This window comes from Desertihabitans brevis (genome assembly GCF_003327535.1).
GTDB lineage: Bacteria > Actinomycetota > Actinomycetes > Propionibacteriales > Propionibacteriaceae > Desertihabitans > Desertihabitans brevis.
Genome location: NZ_QOUI01000003.1, coordinates 37,382 through 58,113, shown reverse-complemented (window position 1 = coordinate 58,113; position 20,732 = coordinate 37,382). Strand labels below are relative to the sequence as shown.

Sequence of the window (20,732 nt, the reverse complement as noted above, 5' to 3'; positions counted from 1 at the left end):
ATGACCACCGACACCTTCGCCGCCCACACCATCTCGACTCCCACGACCGCCGACCGGCTCGACGTCGCCGGCATCTGGTCCCTGCGGCTCGACCCCGAGGACGTCGGCGAGCAGGAGCGCTGGTTCGCCGCCGACCCCGCGGGCGAGGACGTCCGGCTCCCCGGGTCGATCCAGGAGCAGGGCTTCGGCGACGAGATCACCGTCGACACCCCCTGGACCGGGATGGTGGTCGACCGCTCCTTCTTCACCGACGAGCGCTACGCTCCCTACCGCGAGCCGGGCAACGTGGCGGTGCCGTTCTGGCTGCAGCCCCGCCGCTACTACCGGGGTGCGGCCTGGTTCCAGCGCGAGGTGGAGGTGCCGGCGTCCTGGCAGGGTCGGCGGGTGCTGCTCGAGCTGGAGCGGGTGCACTGGGAGTCGACGCTGTGGGTGGACGGTGTCCGGGTCGGCTCGGAGCGCAGCCTGTCCACCCCGCACCGCTTCGACCTCGGCGAGCTCGATCCGGGAACCCACCGGCTCACCCTGAAGGTCGACAACCGGACCATCGTCGACGTCGGTCCGAACGCCCACAGCATCTCCGACCACACCCAGGGCAACTGGAACGGCGTGATCGGGTCGCTGACCCTGCAGGCGCTCGCGCCGGTGCGGATCCGCCACGTGACGCCGCTGCCCGACGTCGCGAACCGCCGGGTGCGGGTCGGGGTCGACCTCGCCAGCGGCACCGCCGGCATCGGCCACGGCACCGTCACCGTGACCGCCCGCCGGGTCGGCACGGCGCCGGCGGAGGTGTCGGTCAGCGTCCCGGTCGAGCCCGAGCACGACCGCGACCTGCTCGAGCGCGGGATGACCGCCGGCGGCGGCCACGTCGACGTCGAGCTGGAGCTGGGGGAGGACGCGCCGCTGTGGGACGAGTTCAGCCCGGCGCTGCACGAGCTCACCGTCACGGTGGAGACCACCGTCGGCGACACGTCCTCGACCGACACCCGCACGCTGGTCCTCGGGCTGCGTGAGGTCGGCACCGAGGGCACCCAGGTCACCGTGAACGGCCGGCGCACCTTCATCCGCGGGACGCTGGAGTCCTGCGTCTTCCCGCTCACCGGCCACCCGCCGACCGATGTGGACGCCTGGCGCCGGGTGATCGCGACCTGCCGGGCGTTCGGGCTCAACCTGCTCCGCTTCCACTCCTGGTGCCCGCCGGACGCGGCGTTCGTGGCCGCCGACGAGGCCGGCTTCTACTTCCAGGTGGAGGGGCCGGTCTGGGCCAACCAGGGTGCGGCGGTGGGGGAGTCGCGGCCGGTGGACGGCTACGTCTTCGAGGAGAGCCGCGCGATCCTGCAGACCTTCGGCCACCACCCGTCGTTCCTGATGATGGCCCACGGCAACGAGCCGGGCGGGCGGGACGTGGAGTTCCTCGGGCCGTGGGTGGCGCACATGCAGCGGCTCGACCCGCGCCACCTCTACACCAGCGGCGCCGGCTGGCCGGCGATCCCCGAGAACGACTTCGACAACATCCCGCACCCGCGGGTGCAGCGCTGGGGCGAGGGGCTGGCGTCGCGGATCAACGGACGTCCCCCGGAGACCACGTCGGACTACTCCAGCGACGTCGAGGCCACCCCGCGGCCCATCGTCAGCCACGAGATCGGTCAGTGGTGCGCGTACCCGAACCTCGCCGAGCGGCAGAAGTACACCGGGCTGATGCAGGCGCGGAACTTCGACGTCTTCGCCGACTTCCTGGCCGCGTCCGGGATGGCCGACCAGGGCGAGGAGTTCCTGCAGGCCTCCGGCCAGCTGCAGAAGCTCTGCTACCGCGAGGACATCGAGGCGGCGCTGCGGACGCCCGGCTTCGGCGGTTTCCACCTGCTCGGCCTCACCGACTTCCCGGGTCAGGGCACCGCGCTGGTCGGGGTGCTGGACGCGTTCTGGGAGGAGAAGGGCTACTGCACCGCGGCCGAGTTCGCCCGGTTCTGCGGACCGACCGTGCCCCTGGCGCGGCTGCCGAAGCGGGTCTTCACGGGCGGGGAGACGCTGGAGGCCGAGGCGCAGGTCGCCCACTTCGGCGCCGCACCACTGGAGGGCGCGACCCTCGCCTGGACCCTGCGCGAGGACGACGGCGCCGTCGTCGACTCCGGCACCGCGTTCGAGGGGACCATCGCGATCGGCAACAGCGAGCGCCACGGCCGCGTGCCGATCACCCTGCCGGAGGTGTCGGACGCCCGCCGCCTCACCCTCGAGCTGACGGTGTCCGCCGGGGACGGTGCGGTGTCCGCCAACGACTGGCCGCTGTGGGTCTACCCGGCCGCAGCACCGTTGCAGGCGAGCCCGGACGTCCTCACCACCGCCGACCTGGAGGAGGCGCTCGCCGCCGCCGGCGAGGGAAGGACCGTGCTGCTGTTCCCCGAGCTCGGGGCACCGCACACCGACGTCGCGCTCGGGTTCTCCCCGGTGTTCTGGAACACCGCGTGGACCAAGAACCAGGCTCCGCACACCCTCGGCATCACCCACGACCCCGACCATCCGGCGCTCGCCGGCTTCCCGTCCGACGGCCACACCGACTGGCAGTGGTGGGAGCCGCTGCACGGTGCGCACGCGGTGGTGCTGGACGACCTGCCGGTGCCGGTCCGCCCGATCGTGCAGCCCATCGACACCTGGTTCTCCGCCCGCCGCCTCGGCGTCCTGTGGGAGGTCGCCGTCGGGGAGGGTCGCCTGGTGGTGTGCTCGATGGACCTCCACTCCGACCTGGACATCCGCCCCGCGGCCCGGCAGCTCCGCACGAGCCTGGACGCCTACCTCGCCACCGGCGTCCCGGCCGACTCGCTGCCGCAGGTCAGCGCCGACGCGCTGCGCCCGCTGCTGACCCCCGCGGGCTGACCACGGTGCGCCGGCGGCCGCTGACGGTCGAGATCGACCTCGACCACGGCGGCCGCTGGACGTCCCTGCGCACCTCCGACCACCCGGCCGTCCTCGCCCAGCCAGAACGCCCTGAGCCTGTCGAAGGGCGATCCGACGGTATGCGCGAGTGGCTCTGGCACCGACCGGTCGTCGCCACCGACCGCACGAGCGTCCGACCCGGCGAGGCGTTCGTCGACGCCGGCGGCGTGGAGGAGTGCTTTCCCACCGTCGCCGGCCGCTGGGACCACGGCGACGTCTGGTCCCGCCCCTGGCAGGGCACCCCGACCGACGCGAGCGTCGCCGCCCTCGGCTGGCAGCTGCGCCGCCGGATCGAGGCCGAACCGACCGGCCTGACCGTCCGCTACGACCTGCACGGCGAGCCCGGCCACGGGGTGCTGCACGCGATGCACGGCCTCTACGCGCTGTCCGACGAGGCCCGCGTCGTCGTCCCCGGCGGCACCCCGCTCCGGGTCCAGGACGTCAGCGGTGACGGCGCATGGCGCCCAGGTCGCTGGCCCGACGACGGTCTCGACCGCTGCGGCCCGGCCGACGGGACCGCCCGGCTGGCCGTGGTCGACACCAGCAGCGTCCGGCTGGTCGACGGTCCGGACGTCCTCGAGCTGTCCTGGCGGCTGGACCGCGGCGCGGGTCCGGTGTCGCTGCTGCTGTGGCGCAACCTCGGCGGCTGGCCCGACGGCGCGCCCTACCGCTCGATCGGTGTCGAACCGCTGCTGGGCGCCGCCACCGACGTCGACACCGCCGAACCCGACCAGCTGGCCCGTCCAGACGTCGACGGCCGGCTGGAGTGGTCGCTGCGGATCCGCGGCTACCGGCACGAAGCCTGATCGTCCTCCGCGCTCGTGATCACGGCTGGTCGATGCGCACCGTGCGGGTGACCTGCCACCGGTCGTCGTCAGGGTCGAGCGCGGCCGCGACCACCGGGCTGACGTCGCCGCAGCCGGGAGTCCGTGGGAGCGCGACCCGGTACGTGCCCTCGTCCGTCACCGCCAGCAGCGCCGGCACGTCGGGCAGCGTCGCCGGGCACTCACCGTCGACCTGACCCTCCGTCAGCGTCCGGTCGGTCACCCGCTCCAGCAGGCCGTCCCCGACCATCCCCGTCCGGCGTTCGACCACGTGCTGGCCGGTCAGCTGGCACCACACCAGCTCGACCACGACCTCCTCGGGCACGGCACCCTCGGGCGGGTCGGGGTAGAGGTGGCCGGCGCCGTCGTCGAGGAACCGCTCGGACGGGCACGCGTCGACGGCGAGGACCGGAGCCAGCTCGGTCACCAGCTCAGCGGGCACCGAGGAGACGGCCGAGTCGTCGGTGCAGGAGGCGAGGAGCAGCGGCGCGGTCAGCAGCAGGCCGAGCAGGACCCTCCGACCTCTCGTCATCGCTGCTCGAACACCGCCACCGTCCGCGCCGGGACGCTCGCCGCTCCGGCCTCGGCGTCCCAGGTCGCGCCCTTCACCACCTCATCAGCGCCGTCGGCCTGGACAGCCGACAGCTCCAGCTCCGCACCCTCCAGCCCCGGCACCGTCTGGGTGAGCGGCTCGCCGGAGGCGTTGAAGACGACCAGCAGCCCGTCCCGCTCGGGGTCGGCGTCCGCCCCGACGGTGTCGTCGATGCGCATGACGATGACGTCGGCGCGGCCGTCCGCGGTGCCCGAGACCGGGAAGCTGACCTTCTGCTCCACCGCCTCGGCCGAGCCCAGCCGGAACAGGGGAGAGGAGTAGCGCAGCCGCAGCAGGTCCTGGGCGGCCTCGGCGGCGGCGTCGATGTCGGCCGGGGCCGGCTCGAGGTCGGGGTCGGCCAGCAGCGGACGCATGTAGTCCCACTTGTCCTCGTTGTCCGGTGCCGGCGGCAGCCCGCGGCCGAACCCGTTGTCGGTGCGGGTGAAGTCGAGGCTGTTGAACCAGTCGCCGGAGTCGTAGGAGTTGCGGTCCAGGCTCTTCGAGCGCAGCAGGTCCGTACCGGCGTGCCAGAAGGTCACCCCCTGCCCGAGCGTCGCGGTCGCGAGCGAGACGGTGTTCATCCGCACCCGGTCCTCCATCGGCAGGTCGGGCGGCAGCTTGAACGTCAGTGCGTCGAACAGCGTCTCGTTGTCGTGGGCGTCGACGTAGGTGACCACCTCGTCGGGGTCGGTGGCGTAGCCGGCCGGGGCGCCGTTGTAGTCGATCTCCTCCCCGCTCACCACCTCACCGGTCTCGGCCGAGCGCAGCTCGAAGTCGCGGAGGTTGCCGGTGAGCCCGATCTGCACCAGGTCGGTGTCGTTGGGATCCGTGCCGCCGCTGCCGAAACCGGGTGTGCGCGGGTCCTCGTCGAACGGCCCGCCACCGCGGACGCCGTCGCGCAGCCGGTCGTTGAAGGTCGCGATGTGCGTCCCGTCGAGCTGGCCCTGGCTGGCCTGGGTGAAGCGGGCGTTGTCGGCCACCTCACCGAAGTTCCAGCCCTCGCCGTACAGCGTCACCGCCGACCCGTCGACGCCGTCCCGGGGCACCGTCAGCTCGTCCAGCGCTGCCCGGACCGCCAGCATGTTCTCCCGGCTGTGGTGTCCCATCAGGTCGAATCGAAACCCGTCGACCTTGTAGTCGCGGGCCCACAGCACGGTCGAGTCGACCATCAGCTTCTGCGCCATCGCGTGCTCGGTGGCGACGTTCTGGCAGCAGGTCGACGTCTCCACCTCCCCCACGGCGTCGAGCCGGTGGTAGTAGCCGGGCACCACCTTGTCGAGCACCGACCTCTCGGCCTGCCCGGAGGCGGCGGTGTGGTTGTACACCTGGTCGAGCACCACCCGCAGCCCGGCGTCGTGCAGCCCGCCGACCATGGCCCGGAACTCGGCCACCCGCTGCCCGCCGTGCGCGGTCTCCGCGGTGGAGGCGTAGGAGCCCTCCGGGGCCATGAAGTGCCACGGGTCGTAGCCCCAGTTGAACGCGTCGGCCGCGGCGACCTCGGCGATGCAGGCCTGCTGCTCGGGGCTGTCCGGCGGCAGCGCGGCGAGGTCGCAGTCCGGCGTGCGCTGGTCGGCCGGGTCCTCCGGGATGGAGGCGATGTCGAAGGTCGGCAGCAGGTGCACGGTGTTGAGCCCCGCCCCGGCCAGCTCGCGCAGGTGCCGCATCCCGTTGCCGTCGGCGGCGAAGGCCAGGTAGGAGCCGCGCTGCTCGGCCGGGACGTCCTCGTCGCCGATCGAGAAGTCGCGCACGTGCAGCTCGTAGATCGACTGGTCGACCTCGTCCCCCAGGGTCGGCGGCTCGGCCGAGCGCCACTGCTCGGGTGCCAGGTCGGGGTCGCGCAGGTCGACCAGCACCGAGCGGGTGGAGTCCAGCGTCAGCGCGACCGAGTACGGGTCGGTGACCAACGTCGTCTCCACCGTGTCGGTCTGCGGCACGTAGACCCGCACCTCGTACAGGTAGTGCGCGCCGTTCCAGCGCGGCGTGCCGCGGCCGAGCCAGGTGCCGTCGGGATCGCGCCGCAGCTGGACGCGGGTGGCCTCCTCGACCGGACGGGTCTCCGCGCCGGCGCCGGGCCACACCAGCAGGTCGACGTCCTTGGCGGTCGGCGCCCACAGCCGCAGCGACGGCCGGGCCGCGCCGGGTCGTCCCTGCCAGGTGGCGCCGAGGTCGGCGTCCTCGGCGTCGGCGTAGAGGTCGTCGAGGACGCCGGGCACCTGGACGCCGGTCGCGTCCTGGAGGCGTCCGATGTCGTCGTACACCGCCACCGCGAGCTGCCCGGTCAACCACTCCTTCGCGGCCTTGTCGGTGGTGTCGAGCCGCAGTGCGACGTAGCCCTCCAGGTGCGGGAAGTCCTCCAGGACGTCCTCGGGCAACCCGTCGGGCAGCCGGGTGAGCGGCACCGAGCGGGTGCCCGACAGCGTCTCGGCGTCGATGCCCGCCCCGCCCTCGGGTGCGCTGTGCAGCCGCCAGTCGAGCAGCTCGACGGGCAGGTCGCCGAGCGCGTCGGACGGCCAGGCCAGCAGGTCGTCGCGGACCCAGGAGGCGCGCTGCTGGCCGAGGTCGGGCGCGCTGCCGGGGGCGGCGGTGCCGACGGTGATCTGGTGGGTGGCGAGCACGTAGCTGATGGTGGTGACCAGCCCGTCGGCGGGAACGGTGAAGGTGATGTTGCCGCCGTCGGGGGCGCCGTAGCTCTCGTCCCAGCCCAGGCCGTGGGCGACCTTGAGCTCGTGGCTGCCGGCCGGCACCTCGGTCGACGACCAGGTGTAGGTGCCGTCGCCGTCGGGGTCCTGCAACCAGGGGCGCATGCAGTCCGGGGACCAGTCGGCGGGGCAGCCGAGCTCGCTCTGCATCGAGCCCGGGGCGGTGAGGATCGGGCCCTGGGCGTCGCTGGTCACCCAGTGGGTGGCGTGGTCGTAGTAGAAGGTGACCGGGCCGCCGGGAGCGGTGTAGGAGATGTTGGCGCCGTCGCGGACCGCCCCGGCGCCGTAGTTCTCGTCCCAGGACCGGTTGACCGCGGCCTTGTAGGCGTGCGGGCCGGCGGGCAGGTCGATCGTGGCCTTCCAGATGTCGTCGTCGGGGTCGAGGGTGAGCTGGGCCTGCTCGCAGTCGGGCGCCCAGTCGGCGGCGCAGCCCATCTCGCTGTTGTGGTCGCCGGGCACCGAGACCGCCTCGGGCTGCTCGACCGGCCCGGTCGGTCTACCGGGGCCGGTCGGCGGCGGGGCGGGGTCGCCCACCACGGCCGAAGAGGAGTCGGCGCTGAGGTTGCCGCTGGCGTCCTCCAGCACCACCCGGTACTCGACGAGGGCGCCGGCGGGGAGCTCGTCGACGTCGTGGAAGACCCGGTAGGGGGCGTTGTCGTCGGTGCCGAGCGGCTGCCACTCGCTGGTGCCGGCGGGACGCCAGGCGAAGCTGGCCTGGGCGAAGACGCTGTCGGTGGTGCCGGCGCGGATCTCGGCGCGGCCGCCCACGGTGGCCTGCTCGGCCGGCTGCCCCGGACGTCCGTCGGGGCTGACGAGGACGACGTCCGGCGCGCTCTTCCGCTTCTTCAGCGGCTGGTCGGCGCGGTAGACCACGGTGGAGGTCGCGGGCACGGTGACCTCGACGCGGCCCTCGGCGTCGGCACGGAGCCGGGCGTCGTCGCCGTGGATGCCGCGCAGGCTGCCCCTCCGCGTCCAGGTGGGGATGGCGACCGTCTGCTCCTCGCTGCCGGTGTTGACCACCACGAGGTACTCGCGGCGCTCCTCGCGGTCGACGCGGGAGAAGGCGTACAGCCCGGTCTGGTCGGAGGCGTAGCGGTGCTGCTGGGCGCCGTCGGCCAGGGCCGGGTGGTCGGCGCGCAGCTCGGACAGCTCGCGGATCTGCCGGTACAGCGGGTGGCTGGTGTCGTAGCGGTCGCGGGAGCCGGACGGGCCGCCGAGGACCGGCTCGTCGGCGTACTGGGCGGTCTGGGCGGCGAACATGTCCTGGCGGGCGTCCTTGTCGCCGCCGGCGCCGATGAAGCCCTGCTCGTCGCCGTAGTAGACGACCGGTTGGCCGCGGCTGGTGAACATCAGCTCGTGGGCGAGTCCGACCCGCTGCAGCAGCGCGGCGTCGTCGAGGCCCTTGGCCTTGAGCAGCATCGCGGCGCGGCCCATGTCGTGGTTCCCGAGGAAGGTGGGCAGCTGGTAGGCGTTGGAGTCGGTGTCGGTGTAGAGGTCGTCGGCGAGGAAGAAGTCGCGCAGCCCGGTGCTGCCGACGCCGCCGCCTGCGGCCTCGACCGCGCGGGCCTGGAAGCCGAAGTCGAGGACGCCCTGCAGCTGGCCCTCGGTGGTGAAGGTGGAGGTGTAGGCGGGGTTGGCGTCGAACACCTCGCCGAACATGAAGAAGTCCTCGTTGCCGGCGCGGGCGGCCTCGAGGACGGCGGGGGAGAACTCCTGCCAGAACTCCAGGTTGACGTGCTTGACGGTGTCGATGCGGAACCCGTCGATGCCGAACTCGGCCCAGGTGGAGTAGATGTCGATCATGCCGTCGACGACCTCGTGGCGTTCGGTCCACAGGTCGTCCAGGCCGATGAAGTCGCCGTGGGTGCTGGACTCGCCGGCGAAGGTGGAGTCACCGCGGTTGTGGTAGAGCCGCGGGTCGTTGAGCCAGGCCGGGGTCTTCGCGGTCGCGTCGGCCTCGGTGCGGAAGACCGGGGTGTAGGGGAAGGACGTGGCCGGGTCGATCTCGGGGAAGGTGTCGGTGCCGGCGTAGTCGGCGTCGTCGAAGGGGGTGCCGGCGGCGTCGCGGTAGGGCTCGGTCGCCTTGTCGATGTAGGAGTACTCGCCCTCGGCGTAGTCGATGATGTCGGCGGTGTGGTTGGTGATGATGTCGAAGTAGACCTTCATGCCGCGGGCGTGGGCGGCGTCGATGAGCGCCTTCATCTCCTCGTTGGTGCCGAGGTGGGGGTCGATCTGGGTGAAGTCGGTGATCCAGTAGCCGTGGTAGCCCGCGCTGGCGTCGGCGCCCGCGCCCTGGACCGGGTTGTTCTTGAACGACGGCGTCAGCCAGATCGCGGTGGTGCCGAGCCCCTCGATGTAGTCGAGCTGTTGCTGGAGGCCGGCGAGGTCGCCGCCGTGGTAGAAGCCCTTGTCGGTGGGGTCGAAGCCGTGGTCGAGCCGTCCGCCGGTGATGCCGCCGGTGTCGTTGGACGGGTCGCCGTTGGCGAAGCGGTCGGCCATCACGAAGTAGAACTGCTCGGTGGTGACGGGCGCCCGCAGCGAGTCCTGCGCGAGGTCGGCGTCGGCCTGCGTGGCGTCGCCGGGGAGGTCGGCGGAGCGGACGTCGACCGCGTCGGTCTGGGAGTCGTAGGCGACCTCGAGCTCGGTCGGGTCCTCGAGCACCAGCGGACGGTTGGCGGCCGGGTGCGACTCGTCCCAGGTGCCCCCGATGGCGACCTTGAGCTCCCAGCTGCCGGCCGGGACCGTGAACGTGGCCGCGTACCCGGTGCCGCCGGTGGGTTCGAGGACGGTGTCGGTGCAGCCGGGGTCCCAGTCGGAGGCGCAGCCGAGCTCGCTCTGCAGGCTGCCGACCAGGGTGACGAGCTCGTCCTCGGCCTGCGCCGGGGTGGGAGCGGCGGTGACCGTCAGGCCGGTGGCGGTGAGCGCCAGCGCGCTGAGCAGGGCCGCGGTGCGGAGGTGGCGCGTGGAGGCAGGGGTGGTCGGGGTCGGTCGCATCGTTGCGATCCCTTCGGGAGGCCGTCCGGATCTGGCGAGCGTAAGCCTGCGGATGAGCGCTGGGCAACGGGCGGCCTCGTCGGTGCCTCGCGCACCTCTCGGCACCCGGAGCCACCTCCCACGAGCCACCGCGGCCGTCGGCGCAGGCCCGGGACCCAGGAGGGGCCGGCAGCACGGACGAGCGGGGGATCGCCGGGCTGCCGGTCCCTCACAGGGCCGGCCCGGCCCCTGCTGGGATGAGGGAGGTCCTCACCCGGGAAGGCCGAGCACGACGATCTCGTGGTCGAGGAGCTTCGGCACCTCCACCGTGGCCGTGCCGGCGTCGGTGGACACGGTGAGATCCGTGTCGGCCACCAGGGCGCGGCCCCGGATCTCGCCCGTCAGCCGGGGATCTCGCACCTGCACCCGGAAGGGGCCCAGCGGGATCAGCTCGTGCAGGGAGCCGGGCACGGGGCTGGGTGCGGTGTTGGTGACCAGGTGCACGACCAGTGCCGAGTCCTGCTCGTAGACGTGGCAGTCGATGTCGCCCGCGCCGTCCACCTCGAGCAGCGGCGGTGCCGGGTGCGTCCAGCGGACCACGTTGCCGAGCAGCTGCAGGCTGTCCGGCCGGTGGTCCCGGGACGCGGCCCGGTCCAGGTCGGCGGCGAGGTAGGCGATCCGCCCACCCGCCGGGTGCGCGCGGACGGTGAGCACCGGAGTGCTGGTCGGCTCGGTGCGGAGCCAGGCCAGCTCCGGAGGGTAGAAGGGGAAGGGCTCGACGTAGGTGGCGGCGACATCGGCGTCGACGGCACGCACGCCCTCCAGCCGACCGCCGAGCGCGAGGATGGTGGTCCCCTCCAGGCCCGACCGCAGCGGCGAGGACTCGTCGGCCACGGCGTCGTCGAACCGCAGGTAGTCGTGCCGCTGCCAGTCCTCGATGTCGAAGGCGTAGGGCTGCACCGTGCCGCGGGAGCTGCCGGTGGCCGACACGCCGAGCACGTCGGCCAGCCCGAAGTCGTCCAGGAGCTGCCCGTCGGCATCCTTCAGGCTGGTCTGCCCGGTCGCCACCACCGATCCTCCGCGGGCCGCGAAGGCTCGTACGGCCTCGCACTGCTCGGCCGACATCACGGCGAGGTCGGGCAGCACCAGCACGCCGATCTCCTCGCTGAGCCCGGCGATGTCGTCGGCGTGCACCGGCAGGTAGGGGATCCTGGCCCGGCGCAGTGCCGCGACCATGCCCCGGTTGGGTGCCACCGCGGTGTTGTCCACGTCGTCGCGGCCGTGGAAGTAGGAGTTGGCCTGGGACCACACCACGGCGACCTGGGCCCGAGGTGTCCGGTCGGTGAGGTAGCGCTCGTTGCGCTCGTGGAAGGTGAAGATGGGTTCGGCGGTGGCGTACTGACGCCGGTCCTCGTGGTAGGCGCTGATGTGGTGCCACCACGGCTGGATGCCGCCGGCCGTCCCGGAGGCAGACCAGACCCGGACCTCGGCCTCGGGCATCGACGTCGAGCGGAAGAAGCCCGCCCCCGCGGCGTACATCGCCTGGCTCTCCGGCATGAGGACGTCCCAGCCGGCGAGCTGGTGCAGGCGCTTGCCGACCTCGGCGTTCTCGGCGAAGCCGTCCCGCTGGGTGCGGCGCTGGTGGTCGACGAACAGGATCTTCGCGTCACGGGTGAGCTCGCGGAGGTCGGTGAACCGCTTGACCTGGTCGGCCAGGTCGCCGTGCAGCATGCCCACCCAGACGCAGTCGGGGCCACCGGCCTCGGTGGTCACCGCGGTGTTCTGCCGCCAGATCTCGACCCGGCGCCGGTCGTTCCACCGCACCCACTCCCGGAAGACCGGGTCGTCCCAGTCCCGGCGAGCCGGCAGCGCCTCACCGACGGCGTCGCGGAAGCGGGTACGGCAGTAGGTGCAGTAGCAGATCTGGTGGCTGGCGAGCCCGGCCCAGCTGTTGTCGGCGAAGCCGTCGGGTGCGCTGCGTTCGATGATCTCGCGGAAGACCGCAGGCAGGTACTCGTCGTAGTAGGGGCTGTTGACGCAGGAGATGTAGGCGGCGCCCGCCCGGTACGGAGCGCCGTCGGCGTCGCAGCTGAACCAGTCCGGGTGCGCGGCGTAGAACTCCTCGCCCGCCCGGTTCGAGTCCATCCGGGCGATGACGCTCAGCCCGTCGGCCCGGGCGTGGGCCACGATCTCGCCGTAGAGGTCGCGATCACCCAGGTGGCTCGCCCGGTGCTGCAGCGGGAACGCGCTCGGGTAGTAGGCGACGATGCCGCCGGCGTTGACGATGACGCCCTGGATCCGGGTCGCCTTCCACTGCGCCCGCCACAGCTCTGGGTCGTAGCGCTCGGGGTCGGTCTCGGTCAGGTTGGTCTGGCCCCAGCGCAGCGTGCGGCGGTACCAGGGGAGTGCGGCGTCGGACATGGTGGATCGCTCCTTCTGGGGCGGATTCGGTCGGGTGGTTCTGCGCGTTCGTCGGCGGTGCTGCTCAGCCCTTCACGCCGCTGCTGGTGATGCCCTCGACGATGTAGCGCTGGGCGAACAGGTAGACCACCAGCACCGGTGCGACGGTGAGCGTCGAGGCAGCCATCAGGGTGCTGACGGTGGTGAAGAACTCGCCACGGAAGAGGGCCAGCGCCACCGGGAGCGTCTGCAGCGACGTGGAGTTGAGGAAGATCAGCGGGCCGAACAGGTCGTTCCAGCTCTCGATGAAGGTGAAGATGCCGACCGCCGCCAGGGCGGGCTTGACCTGGGGGATCATCACCCGGAAGAAGATCTGCAGCGTCCCGGCCCCGTCGATCCGGGCGGCGTCCTCGAGCTCTCGAGGCAGACCGAGGAAGGCCTGGCGGAGCAGGAACGTGGCGAAGACCGGGGTCAGGACCCTCGGCACCCACAGCGGCAGGTGGGTGTCGATCCAGCCGAGCTGCTGGAAGAGCGCGTACTGGGGGATGAGGTAGACGATGCCGGGGACGATGGCGGTGGCGAGGACCACCGCGAAGAGCACGCCCTTGCCGGGGAACTGCATCCGGGCGAAGGCGTACCCGGCCAGCGCTCCGATCAGGAGGACCCCGACCACGTTGAGGACGGCGAGCTTCACGCTGTTGAGGAAGAAGGGCGCGACGGCCTCACCCGCCACGGCGTAGTTGTCCAGCTCCAGACGTGGACCGGCCAGCCCCAGCGGGTCGGCGGCGATGGCCGCCTCGGTCCGCAACGAGCTGTTGATCATCCAGAGCAGCGGGGTGGCGAAGACGACGACCAGGGCGAGCATGAACAGCACCCGGACGAACGACCATCCGCTGAGCCGGCGGGCGCGTCGGCGGTACCCTCGGCCCTGCTCGGCACCGGGTGCAGCCGGCAGCGCGGTCTGCTTCTCGAGGACGGTCATGCGTAGAACACCCACTTCTTCTGCAGTCGCAGCTGGATGACGGTGAGGGCCACGATGAAGAGGAACATCGCCCACGCCATGGCGGACGCGTAACCGAGCTGGCCGAAGGAGAACGCGTTCTGGAACACGTAGTAGATGAACACCGACGTGGCGTTCCCCGGTCCGCCGGAGGTCATCACGAACACCACCCCGAAGATCTGGAAGCTCAGGATGAACTGGGTGATGAGCACGAAGAACAGCTGGGGAGTCAGCAGCGGCAAGGTGATCCGGAGGAACCGTGCGGGCGGGCTGGCCCCGTCCACGTCGGCTGCTTCGTACAGCTCCTTCGGGATCGCCTGCAGGCCGGAGAGCAGGATGACCATCGGGTAGCCCACGCCCTGCCAGACGGCGACGACGATGACCGCGACCAGGGCGAACGTGGAGTCGGCGAGCCACTCCGGACCGTCGATGCCGACCAGACCCAGCACCTGGTTGATCACGCCCTCGGGGGCGAAGAACTGGGTGAAGACCAGGCTGATGGCCACGATGCTGGTGACGTAGGGCGTGAAGTAGGCGGTGCGGAAGAAGGAGCTGCTGATCCGCCCCCCGCGGTTGCACAGCACCGCCAGCAGCAGGGCCAGGACGACGGTGAGCGGGATCGAGCCCAGCGTGAACAGCAGCGTGATCTTCACCGAGTTGACGAGCAGCTCGTCGGCCGGCATCGCGGTGAAGTTGTCCAGCCCGATCCAGGTCGGTGTGGTGAAACCGTCCCAGGAGTGGAAGGAGGCCCACAGCGACACGAGGAGCGGATACGCCTGGAACACCGCGATGCCGATGACCAGGGGAGCGACGAACGCCCAGCCCTGCAGGGCGGCGCGCCGCCGCTGTCGCCGTCGCTCCGGGCGGGCGACCGCCGACGCGGTGGGCTCTGTCAGCACGGACATGTCAGCCGATGACACGCTCGACCTGGGCCCGGACACTGGTCAGCGCCTCCTCGACGCTGATCTCGCCGATGTAGGCGCGCTCGAGCTGGGGGCGGTAGAGCTGCACGGCTTGCGCGGTGGCTCGGGTGGAGTTGACGGTGGTCTGGTACCCGGCCGCCTCGGCGAACAATGCCATGTTCTCGCCCTGGGTGGAGGTCTTCTCGACCAGTGCGGCCGCTTCCCGGTGCAGCGGGATGAAGGCGCCGGCCTCGGCGAAGATCGAGCCCGACTCGCGGCCCACCATCCACTGCAGCAGCTCCCAGCCGCGGTCGACGTCAGCGGACTCCCGGGGTACCACGAAGACCGAGAGGCTGCCCTCCTGCCGCTGCTCGACCTTGGCCGGCATCGGGGCGACGTCCCACTCGAAGTCGGTGACGTTCTCCCGCATGTAGGTGGCCAGGCCCATGGTGCCGAAGAACATCCCGAGGTTGCCGGCGGTGAACAGCCTCAGGTCGGCGTCCTCCCCGGTGAGGTAGGCCCAGGTCGGCTGCACCTTGTGCTTGAGGGTCAGGTCGACCACCCACTGGATCGCCTCGATGCCGGCCGGGTCGGCCAGGGTGAAGCTGGTGCCGTCGGCGGAGAAGATCCCCGGGCCGCCGTTGTTCACGGCGAAGGTGTTCTCGAAGCCGGTGTCCGTCCACAGGCAGATGCCGTACCGGTCCCCTCCGGTGACCTCCTGGGCGGCAGCAAGCACGTCGTCCCACTGCCACTGGTCGGGTACCCAGCTGCTGGGCGGGGTGATCCCCGCCTCCTGGAGCATCGTCTTGTTGTAGAAGAGGACCCGCGGCGATGACCCGATGGGCAGGCCGCCCTGCCCGGACTCCAGAGCGGTGAAGGCGGCGACGTCGGCGAAGTACTCCTCCTCGCTCAGACCGCTGATCCGCTCGCCGAGGTCGGCCAGCTGCTCCTTGTCGGTCATCTCGCGCACGAAGTCGTCGTTGAGCCGCATCAGACCCGGCGGCTGCCCGCCCGAGAGCAGCGTGCGGAACCTGGTCTGGTAGTCGTCGAAGGGGACATCGGCCTGGCGTACGACCGTCACACCCGACTGGGCCTCGTAGGCGTCCAGGCTCTGGGTGTAGAGATCGGCGAAGTTGTCCGACCAGTTGGCGAAGGACACCTCGTTGGGCGTCGCGGAGCCAGCCGGCCCGCCACCGCAGGCGGCCAGTGCCCCGCTGGCGCCCAGGGCGCCGAGGCCGGTGATCAGGCTGCGTCGGCTGATCCGTGTCATGGTCATCGTTCTCCTCGGGTACGTGGTCAGACCCCTGCGGCGACGTCGGCGCGAGCCGACGGTTCCACCACGTGGGGGTAGGCGACAGTGGTCAGGAAGTCGTCGAAGTCGTCGGCGAGCGCGATCTGCAGGAAGACGTCTCTGGCGGCCGGCGGGAAGTCGGGCCCGAGGGCGGCGACCTGCTCCTCCACCAGGGTTCGGACGGCCTCGGCGGTGATGGGCTCACCCGAGGAGGTCCGCGTCCCGGAGTGCACCCACTGCCACACCTGCGCGCGGGCGATCTCGGCGGTCGCCGCGTCCTCCATGAGGTTGTCGATCGCCGCGGCGCCGACGCCGCCCAGCCAGGACCGCAGGTAGCGCAGGGCGACCGAGACGTTGCTGCGCAGGCCCTCGTCGGTCACGGCGCCGGGGGTCTGGTCGACGGCCAGGAGGTCGGCAGCGGAGACGTGGCCGTCGGGCAGCACGTCCTTCTGGTGCGGACGGTCCGCCAGCACGGTGGTGAAGGCGCTGCGGCAGATGTCGACCAGGCCGGGGTGGGCCACCCAGGAGCCGTCGAAGCCGTCGCCGGCCTCGCGCTCCTTGTCGGCCCGGACCTTGTCCAGCGCGGTGGCGTTGACGTCGGCGTCGCGGCTGGGGATGAAGGCCGACATCCCGCCGATCGCGTGGGCGCCGCGCCGGTGGCAGGTCTGCACCAGCAGGGTCGTGTAGGCGCGCATGAAGGGCACCGTCATGGTGACGGCGTTGCGGTCCGGCAGCACGAACCGGGCTCCGCGGTCGCGGTAGTACTTGATGAGGCTGAACATGTAGTCCCAGCGGCCGGCGTTGAGCCCTGCCGCGTGGTCCCGCAGCTCGTAGAGGATCTCCTCCATCTCGAAGGCGGCCGGGATCGTCTCGATCAGCACGGTCGCGCGGATCGTCCCGTGCGCGATGCCCAGCCGCTCCTGGGCGAAGGTGAAGACGTCGTTCCACAGCCGGGCCTCGAGGTGGCTCTCGAGCTTGGGCAGGTAGAAGTAGGGGCCGCTGCCGTTGGCCAGCAGCCGTTCGGCGTTGGCGGCCAGGTAGATCGCGAAGTCGAACAGGGCGCCGGCGACCGGTGTGCCGTCGACGAGCACGTGCTCCTCCAGCAGGTGCCAGCCCCGGGGCCGGGCGACGATGGTCGCCAGCTCCTCACCGAGGCGGTACTCCTTGCCCTGCTCGGTCGTGAAGTCCAGGTCGCCGTGCACCGCGCGGTGCAGCGTGAGCTGGGCGTCGACCAGCTTGTCCCAGCTCGGGGTGATGGCGTCCTCGAGGTCGGCGAGCCAGACCTTGGCGCCGGAGTTCAGCGCGTTCACCGCCATCCGGCGCTCCGGGGGGCCCGTGATCTCGACCCGGCGGTCGTCCAGACCTGGCCCGGCGGGGGCCACGGTCCACTCACCTGAGCGGATGTCGGCGGTCTCGGGCAGGAAGTCGAAGTCCTTGCCTGCCGTGATGGTGCGGGCCCGCTCCGCTCGCAGCGCCAGCAGCTCTCGACGACGTCCGTCGAAGTGGTGGTGGAGCTGTTCGACCAGCTCGAGGGCCTGGGGGGTGAGCACCCGCTCTGCGTCGGGACGGGAACTTCCAAGGATCTGGATCATCAACTCTGACTTCCGCCTGGTGGAAACTACTATTCGACATGCGGAACGCTATGGTGTGTGAGCGGTCCCGTCAACAGGTCGGAGGAAAAGATGGCCGGTGGTGCAGTCCAGTCGGTGCAGCGCGCTGTGGCCGTGGTGGAGGCGCTGACCGCAGCCGGCGGGCAGGCGTCGCTCAGTGAGCTCGTGGCGGAGACCGGGCTGCCGCTGACCACCGTGCACCGCCTGCTGGCGACGCTGGGCGAGCACGGGTTGGTGCGTCAGACGCAGAACCGGCTCTACGCCCTGGGGCCGCGCTTCCTCAGCTACGGCGAGGTGGTCCGCCAGACCCTGAGCACGTGGGCCCATCCCGTCCTCCGGGCGCTGACCGAGCAGACGTCCGAGACCGCGAACCTGGCCATCCTGTCCAACGACCGGGTGATCTACCTGGCGCAGTCACCGTCGCCCTACACCATGCGGACCTTCACCGAGGTCGGCCGGCAGGTCGATCCGCACTGCACCGGGGTGGGCAAGGCGCTGATGTCGGCGCTGCCCGACGACGAGGTCCGCGCCATCGTCGAACATGCCGGCATGGAGCCGCGGACGTCGCAGACGATCACCACGGTGGCGGGGCTGCTCGAGGAGATGGCCGCCATCCGTTCCCGCGGCTACGCGATCGACGACGGTGAGCAGGAGGTGGGGGTGCGCTGCATCGCCGTGGCGGTTCCGACCAAGAGCGTCCGGCTGGCCGTCTCCATCTCCGGGCCCTCGGCGCGGGTGACGACCGAGCGGGTGCCCCAGCTGGCCCCGGTCGTGCTCGACGCGGCCGACCGGCTGGCCCTGATCGTCGACGGGCGCGAGGCGGGCGGAGCTGTCGCGGCACCCTGACCCGCGGGGAGCGTGAGCCGACGGAAGTCGGGGCGGAGCCCCCGGACCAGCGCCGTCCTCCTCCTGAGCAACCACCTGCGCGCCGGTCGCCGGGTGTGCTCAGCGAAGACTCGTCCTCGGCCGAGGGCGGTGGGTCAGCCGGTGACGAGGGCTTGCAGCTCTCCGACCACGACGTCGACGGACTCGCTGCGTTGCACGACCTCCGTGCCGGAGGCGTCGCCGGCGGTCCAGTCGACCTCCCAGGTGGTGGTGGCGGTGACAGTGTGGGTGGCGTCTGGGTGATCGGGCGTCGCCGAGCGTCGCTCCCAGGTGTAGCCGCAGCTCGGCGAGGGCTCCTCGGGTGCGACGGAGCTGCCCCAGGCGGGTGCGCTCGCCGGGTCGCAGGTGACGCTGCCGCCGTCGCCGGTGGTGAAGGTCACCGAGGTGGCCGTCGCCTCAAGCGACACCTCGACGCCGAGGGACTCCTCGGAGTCGGTGAGCGAGGTCGGCCCGTCGGTCCAGAACCAGTACGGATAGCCCACCACGTAGATGTCCCAGGGGTTGATGTCGGCAGGGGGTCCGATCTGCGGAGTGCCGCCGGCAAACTCGATCTCAGCGATCAGCGACAGGGCTGCGACCACTGGGTCAACTGCGGGTTCGGCCGCTGCTTCCGGTGCAGCCGCAGGTGCTGCTGGCTCATCCGGCTCTATCTCCGGCCCGGCTGCCGGCGTCTGATCCGCCGGAACGCACCCAGCATCCAAGCCTTGCTGAACAGCTCGATCGCAGGACCCGATCCCAGGTATCGCGGTTCGTCCGGAGGTTGCCCAGCGGTGCGGTGGCGGTGCGCTGCCCTCAGTCGTTTGTCGCGTTGGCGCTTGGTAGGCGCCGCCGCTGTCCGGAACAGGAGCGCCGTAGTCGCGGAAGCCGCGCCGGCTTGAAGATCCGGGACTCCGCGTATCGGCCCCCGCTGCCTCTTGGCCTGAGCCGCCCCGGGCATGGCCGTCGTCGGCTCCACTGCCGTCTCCAGCATTCTCCTCAAAGAACTCCGCCGTGGCGCCATTACTGTCGATGCGTACGTCCTGAGGGGACGGATTGGCCACGGCGGTGGGCTGTGTGACTGAGGCGCCGATGAGGAAGATGCCGCCCACATAGACGAGTCCTACGACGCGAGAACGCCAGCGCATGGTGTGTCCTCGAGTTCTCTCAACACTGCAGAACCGACGGAGTCGGCCATCCAGCCGTCACTGGTATTGACCATCTGGACCTCATCGAGCGAGAAGTCGAAGCCGCGCTCCTGCTCTTGACCGTCCTCGTCCACCACAGTGGTCTCACGGAAGTCGACGCACGCGTAGATCTTGATCGTCTCGGGGCCGCTCGCCGAGGCTGGTTCGTACGACCCGGCGCTCTCGATAACCGTTCGTACGTCGCCGGTCGTGGACCAGCTCTTGTCGCGGTACTCAGCGAACTCTGCTTCCCAGAACTCGAGGTACTGCCCGGAGAAGTACTGCTCGAGTTGACTAGCCGGATCGTCGTAGGCGCCATCCACCAGCAGCGACTCCGCAAGATCCCGGCCCGCAAGATATCGCTCAGCCGCTGCGTTCGCCGCCTGTTGTTCTGCTGACTTGTGTGAGGGGCTCGCGGAAGGGACGGCCGGCGTTGGCAATACCGCCGTAGGAGCTGGATCGGGGTCTGCGCCACGGCACGCTCCCACGAACAAGGCAGACCCTAGCCCGATGCCCACCATGGCGGCACGCAGCCGTCGTCTCACGAGATCCGCTCCTCCCTGGGGTGAGGCCTCGAGCCGTCTCGGTCGTCATCCTGCCACCGGGATCCCGCGGCCCACAGCCTTTCACCAGAACCTGTGGATAAGTCATGTGGATTGGGGATAACCGGCCGCGAAAGCCACAGGAACCGCGGTTGCCGGTACGACCGAGACGGTCGCACCGGCAGCGCTCAGCCGACGGATCAGGTGCCGAAGGCGGTGAAGCGGTTGCGCTTGTTCCAGTCGACGATGTCGTTCTGGTGGTACCAGACGCCGTTGCGGCTGGGCGCGTCCGGGTCGGCGATCTTGTAGCGGGTCTTGTCGTAGCCGACGATCGCGATGTAGTGCCCGGCGCTGTAGGGCTCACCGGCGACGCTGTTCATGTTGATGACCACGGGATAGCCGTTGTGGATGCTGATCCGGGTGCGGTAACGCAGCCGCTCCTTCAGCGTGCCGGCTGCGGGGATGTAGAGCCGGTAGCGGAAGGACTTGCCGCCGAGCCCGAGCCGGGCGTTGAGCGTCCAGGCGATCTCGCGGGGCTCCTGCAGCCCGTGGCTGCCCTCCGGGCCGATCCCCATCTGCTTGCGCAGCGAGTTCTGGGTCGGGGTCTTGCCCTTGGCCGACAGCGCGATCCGACCGGACGCCGCCGCGCACCAGTTCTGGGTGGCCTGCCGCTGGTAGGTGTAGCTCAGCACCTTGCGGTCGGGGATGCCGGGCTCGGGGATCGGCGGCATGGCGGCCGCGGTCTCGGTGAGGGTGGGCAGCGCCGACAGCCCGGCGCCGAGTCCGAGGGCCGCGGTGACGCCGAACGCGTGCCGACGGCTGAGCTGGGGAGGGGTGGGAGACATCGATCAGTCCTTCCGTTGGGGTGGCCTCAGACGACCACGCCGCAGGGTCAGCCCGTCGCCGCCGGATCCTCTGACCGG

Annotated in this window: 13 protein-coding genes; 3 read left to right on the top strand and 10 right to left on the bottom strand. The window is 71.2% G+C overall.

Annotation, left to right across the window (positions count from 1 at the left end):
* Complete coding sequence (locus DT076_RS05755; protein WP_114125724.1) at positions 1-2,868, top strand: sugar-binding domain-containing protein; 2,868 nt, start codon at positions 1-3, stop codon at positions 2,866-2,868.
* Positions 2,869-2,873: 5 nt separating this feature from the next.
* Positions 2,874-3,734: a hypothetical protein gene (locus DT076_RS05750; RefSeq protein ID WP_114125723.1), complete on the top strand. Its 861-nt coding sequence runs from the start codon at positions 2,874-2,876 to the stop codon at positions 3,732-3,734.
* 19 nt (positions 3,735-3,753) lie between these two features.
* Here DT076_RS05750 and DT076_RS05745 read toward each other — a convergent pair whose 3' ends face one another.
* The 7 genes from DT076_RS05745 to aceB all read right to left on the bottom strand — a co-directional run bounded on the left by DT076_RS05745 (position 3,754) and on the right by aceB (position 17,201).
* Positions 3,754-4,284, bottom strand: coding sequence for a hypothetical protein (locus DT076_RS05745; protein ID WP_114125722.1), 531 nt, complete (start codon positions 4,282-4,284; stop codon positions 3,754-3,756).
* Positions 4,281-10,037, bottom strand: a complete 5,757-nt coding sequence (gene pulA / locus DT076_RS05740) for a pullulanase-type alpha-1,6-glucosidase (RefSeq protein WP_114125721.1) — start codon at positions 10,035-10,037, stop codon at positions 4,281-4,283. The genes DT076_RS05745 and pulA overlap by 4 nt, the downstream gene beginning before the upstream one ends.
* Before the next feature lie 249 nt (positions 10,038-10,286).
* Entirely contained in the window at positions 10,287-12,437 is a 2,151-nt protein-coding gene (locus DT076_RS05735; RefSeq protein WP_114125720.1) for a Tat pathway signal protein, read from the bottom strand.
* A gap of 64 nt (positions 12,438-12,501) precedes the next feature.
* Positions 12,502-13,398: a carbohydrate ABC transporter permease gene (locus tag DT076_RS05730; RefSeq protein WP_114125719.1), complete on the bottom strand. Its 897-nt coding sequence runs from the start codon at positions 13,396-13,398 to the stop codon at positions 12,502-12,504.
* Positions 13,395-14,321 (bottom strand): carbohydrate ABC transporter permease, encoded by a 927-nt coding sequence (locus DT076_RS05725; protein WP_114125718.1) that lies wholly within the window; start codon positions 14,319-14,321, stop codon positions 13,395-13,397. The genes DT076_RS05730 and DT076_RS05725 overlap by 4 nt, the downstream gene beginning before the upstream one ends.
* Before the next feature lies 1 nt (position 14,322).
* Complete coding sequence (locus tag DT076_RS05720; protein WP_114125717.1) at positions 14,323-15,594, bottom strand: ABC transporter substrate-binding protein; 1,272 nt, start codon at positions 15,592-15,594, stop codon at positions 14,323-14,325.
* A 20-nt stretch (positions 15,595-15,614) separates the two neighbouring features.
* A complete protein-coding gene (gene aceB, locus DT076_RS05715) occupies positions 15,615-17,201 on the bottom strand; it encodes a malate synthase A (protein ID WP_114125716.1) in 1,587 nt (528 codons plus the stop codon).
* Positions 17,202-17,315: 114 nt separating this feature from the next.
* On the opposite strand from aceB, the gene DT076_RS05710 reads away from it, so the two are divergent.
* On the top strand, positions 17,316-18,065 hold the full coding sequence (locus DT076_RS05710) for an IclR family transcriptional regulator (RefSeq protein ID WP_233493683.1): 750 nt from the start codon (positions 17,316-17,318) through the stop codon (positions 18,063-18,065).
* A 134-nt stretch (positions 18,066-18,199) separates the two neighbouring features.
* Here the strand turns inward: DT076_RS05710 and DT076_RS05705 are convergent, their stop codons facing one another.
* The 3 genes from DT076_RS05705 to DT076_RS05695 all read right to left on the bottom strand — a co-directional run bounded on the left by DT076_RS05705 (position 18,200) and on the right by DT076_RS05695 (position 20,654).
* On the bottom strand, positions 18,200-18,685 hold the full coding sequence (locus DT076_RS05705) for a hypothetical protein (RefSeq protein WP_114125714.1): 486 nt from the start codon (positions 18,683-18,685) through the stop codon (positions 18,200-18,202).
* Between the two features lie 518 nt (positions 18,686-19,203).
* Positions 19,204-19,812, bottom strand: a complete 609-nt coding sequence (locus DT076_RS19155; protein ID WP_147264070.1) for a hypothetical protein — start codon at positions 19,810-19,812, stop codon at positions 19,204-19,206.
* A gap of 197 nt (positions 19,813-20,009) precedes the next feature.
* Positions 20,010-20,654: a C39 family peptidase gene (locus DT076_RS05695; protein WP_114125712.1), complete on the bottom strand. Its 645-nt coding sequence runs from the start codon at positions 20,652-20,654 to the stop codon at positions 20,010-20,012.
* Positions 20,655-20,732: the final 78 nt, after the last annotated feature.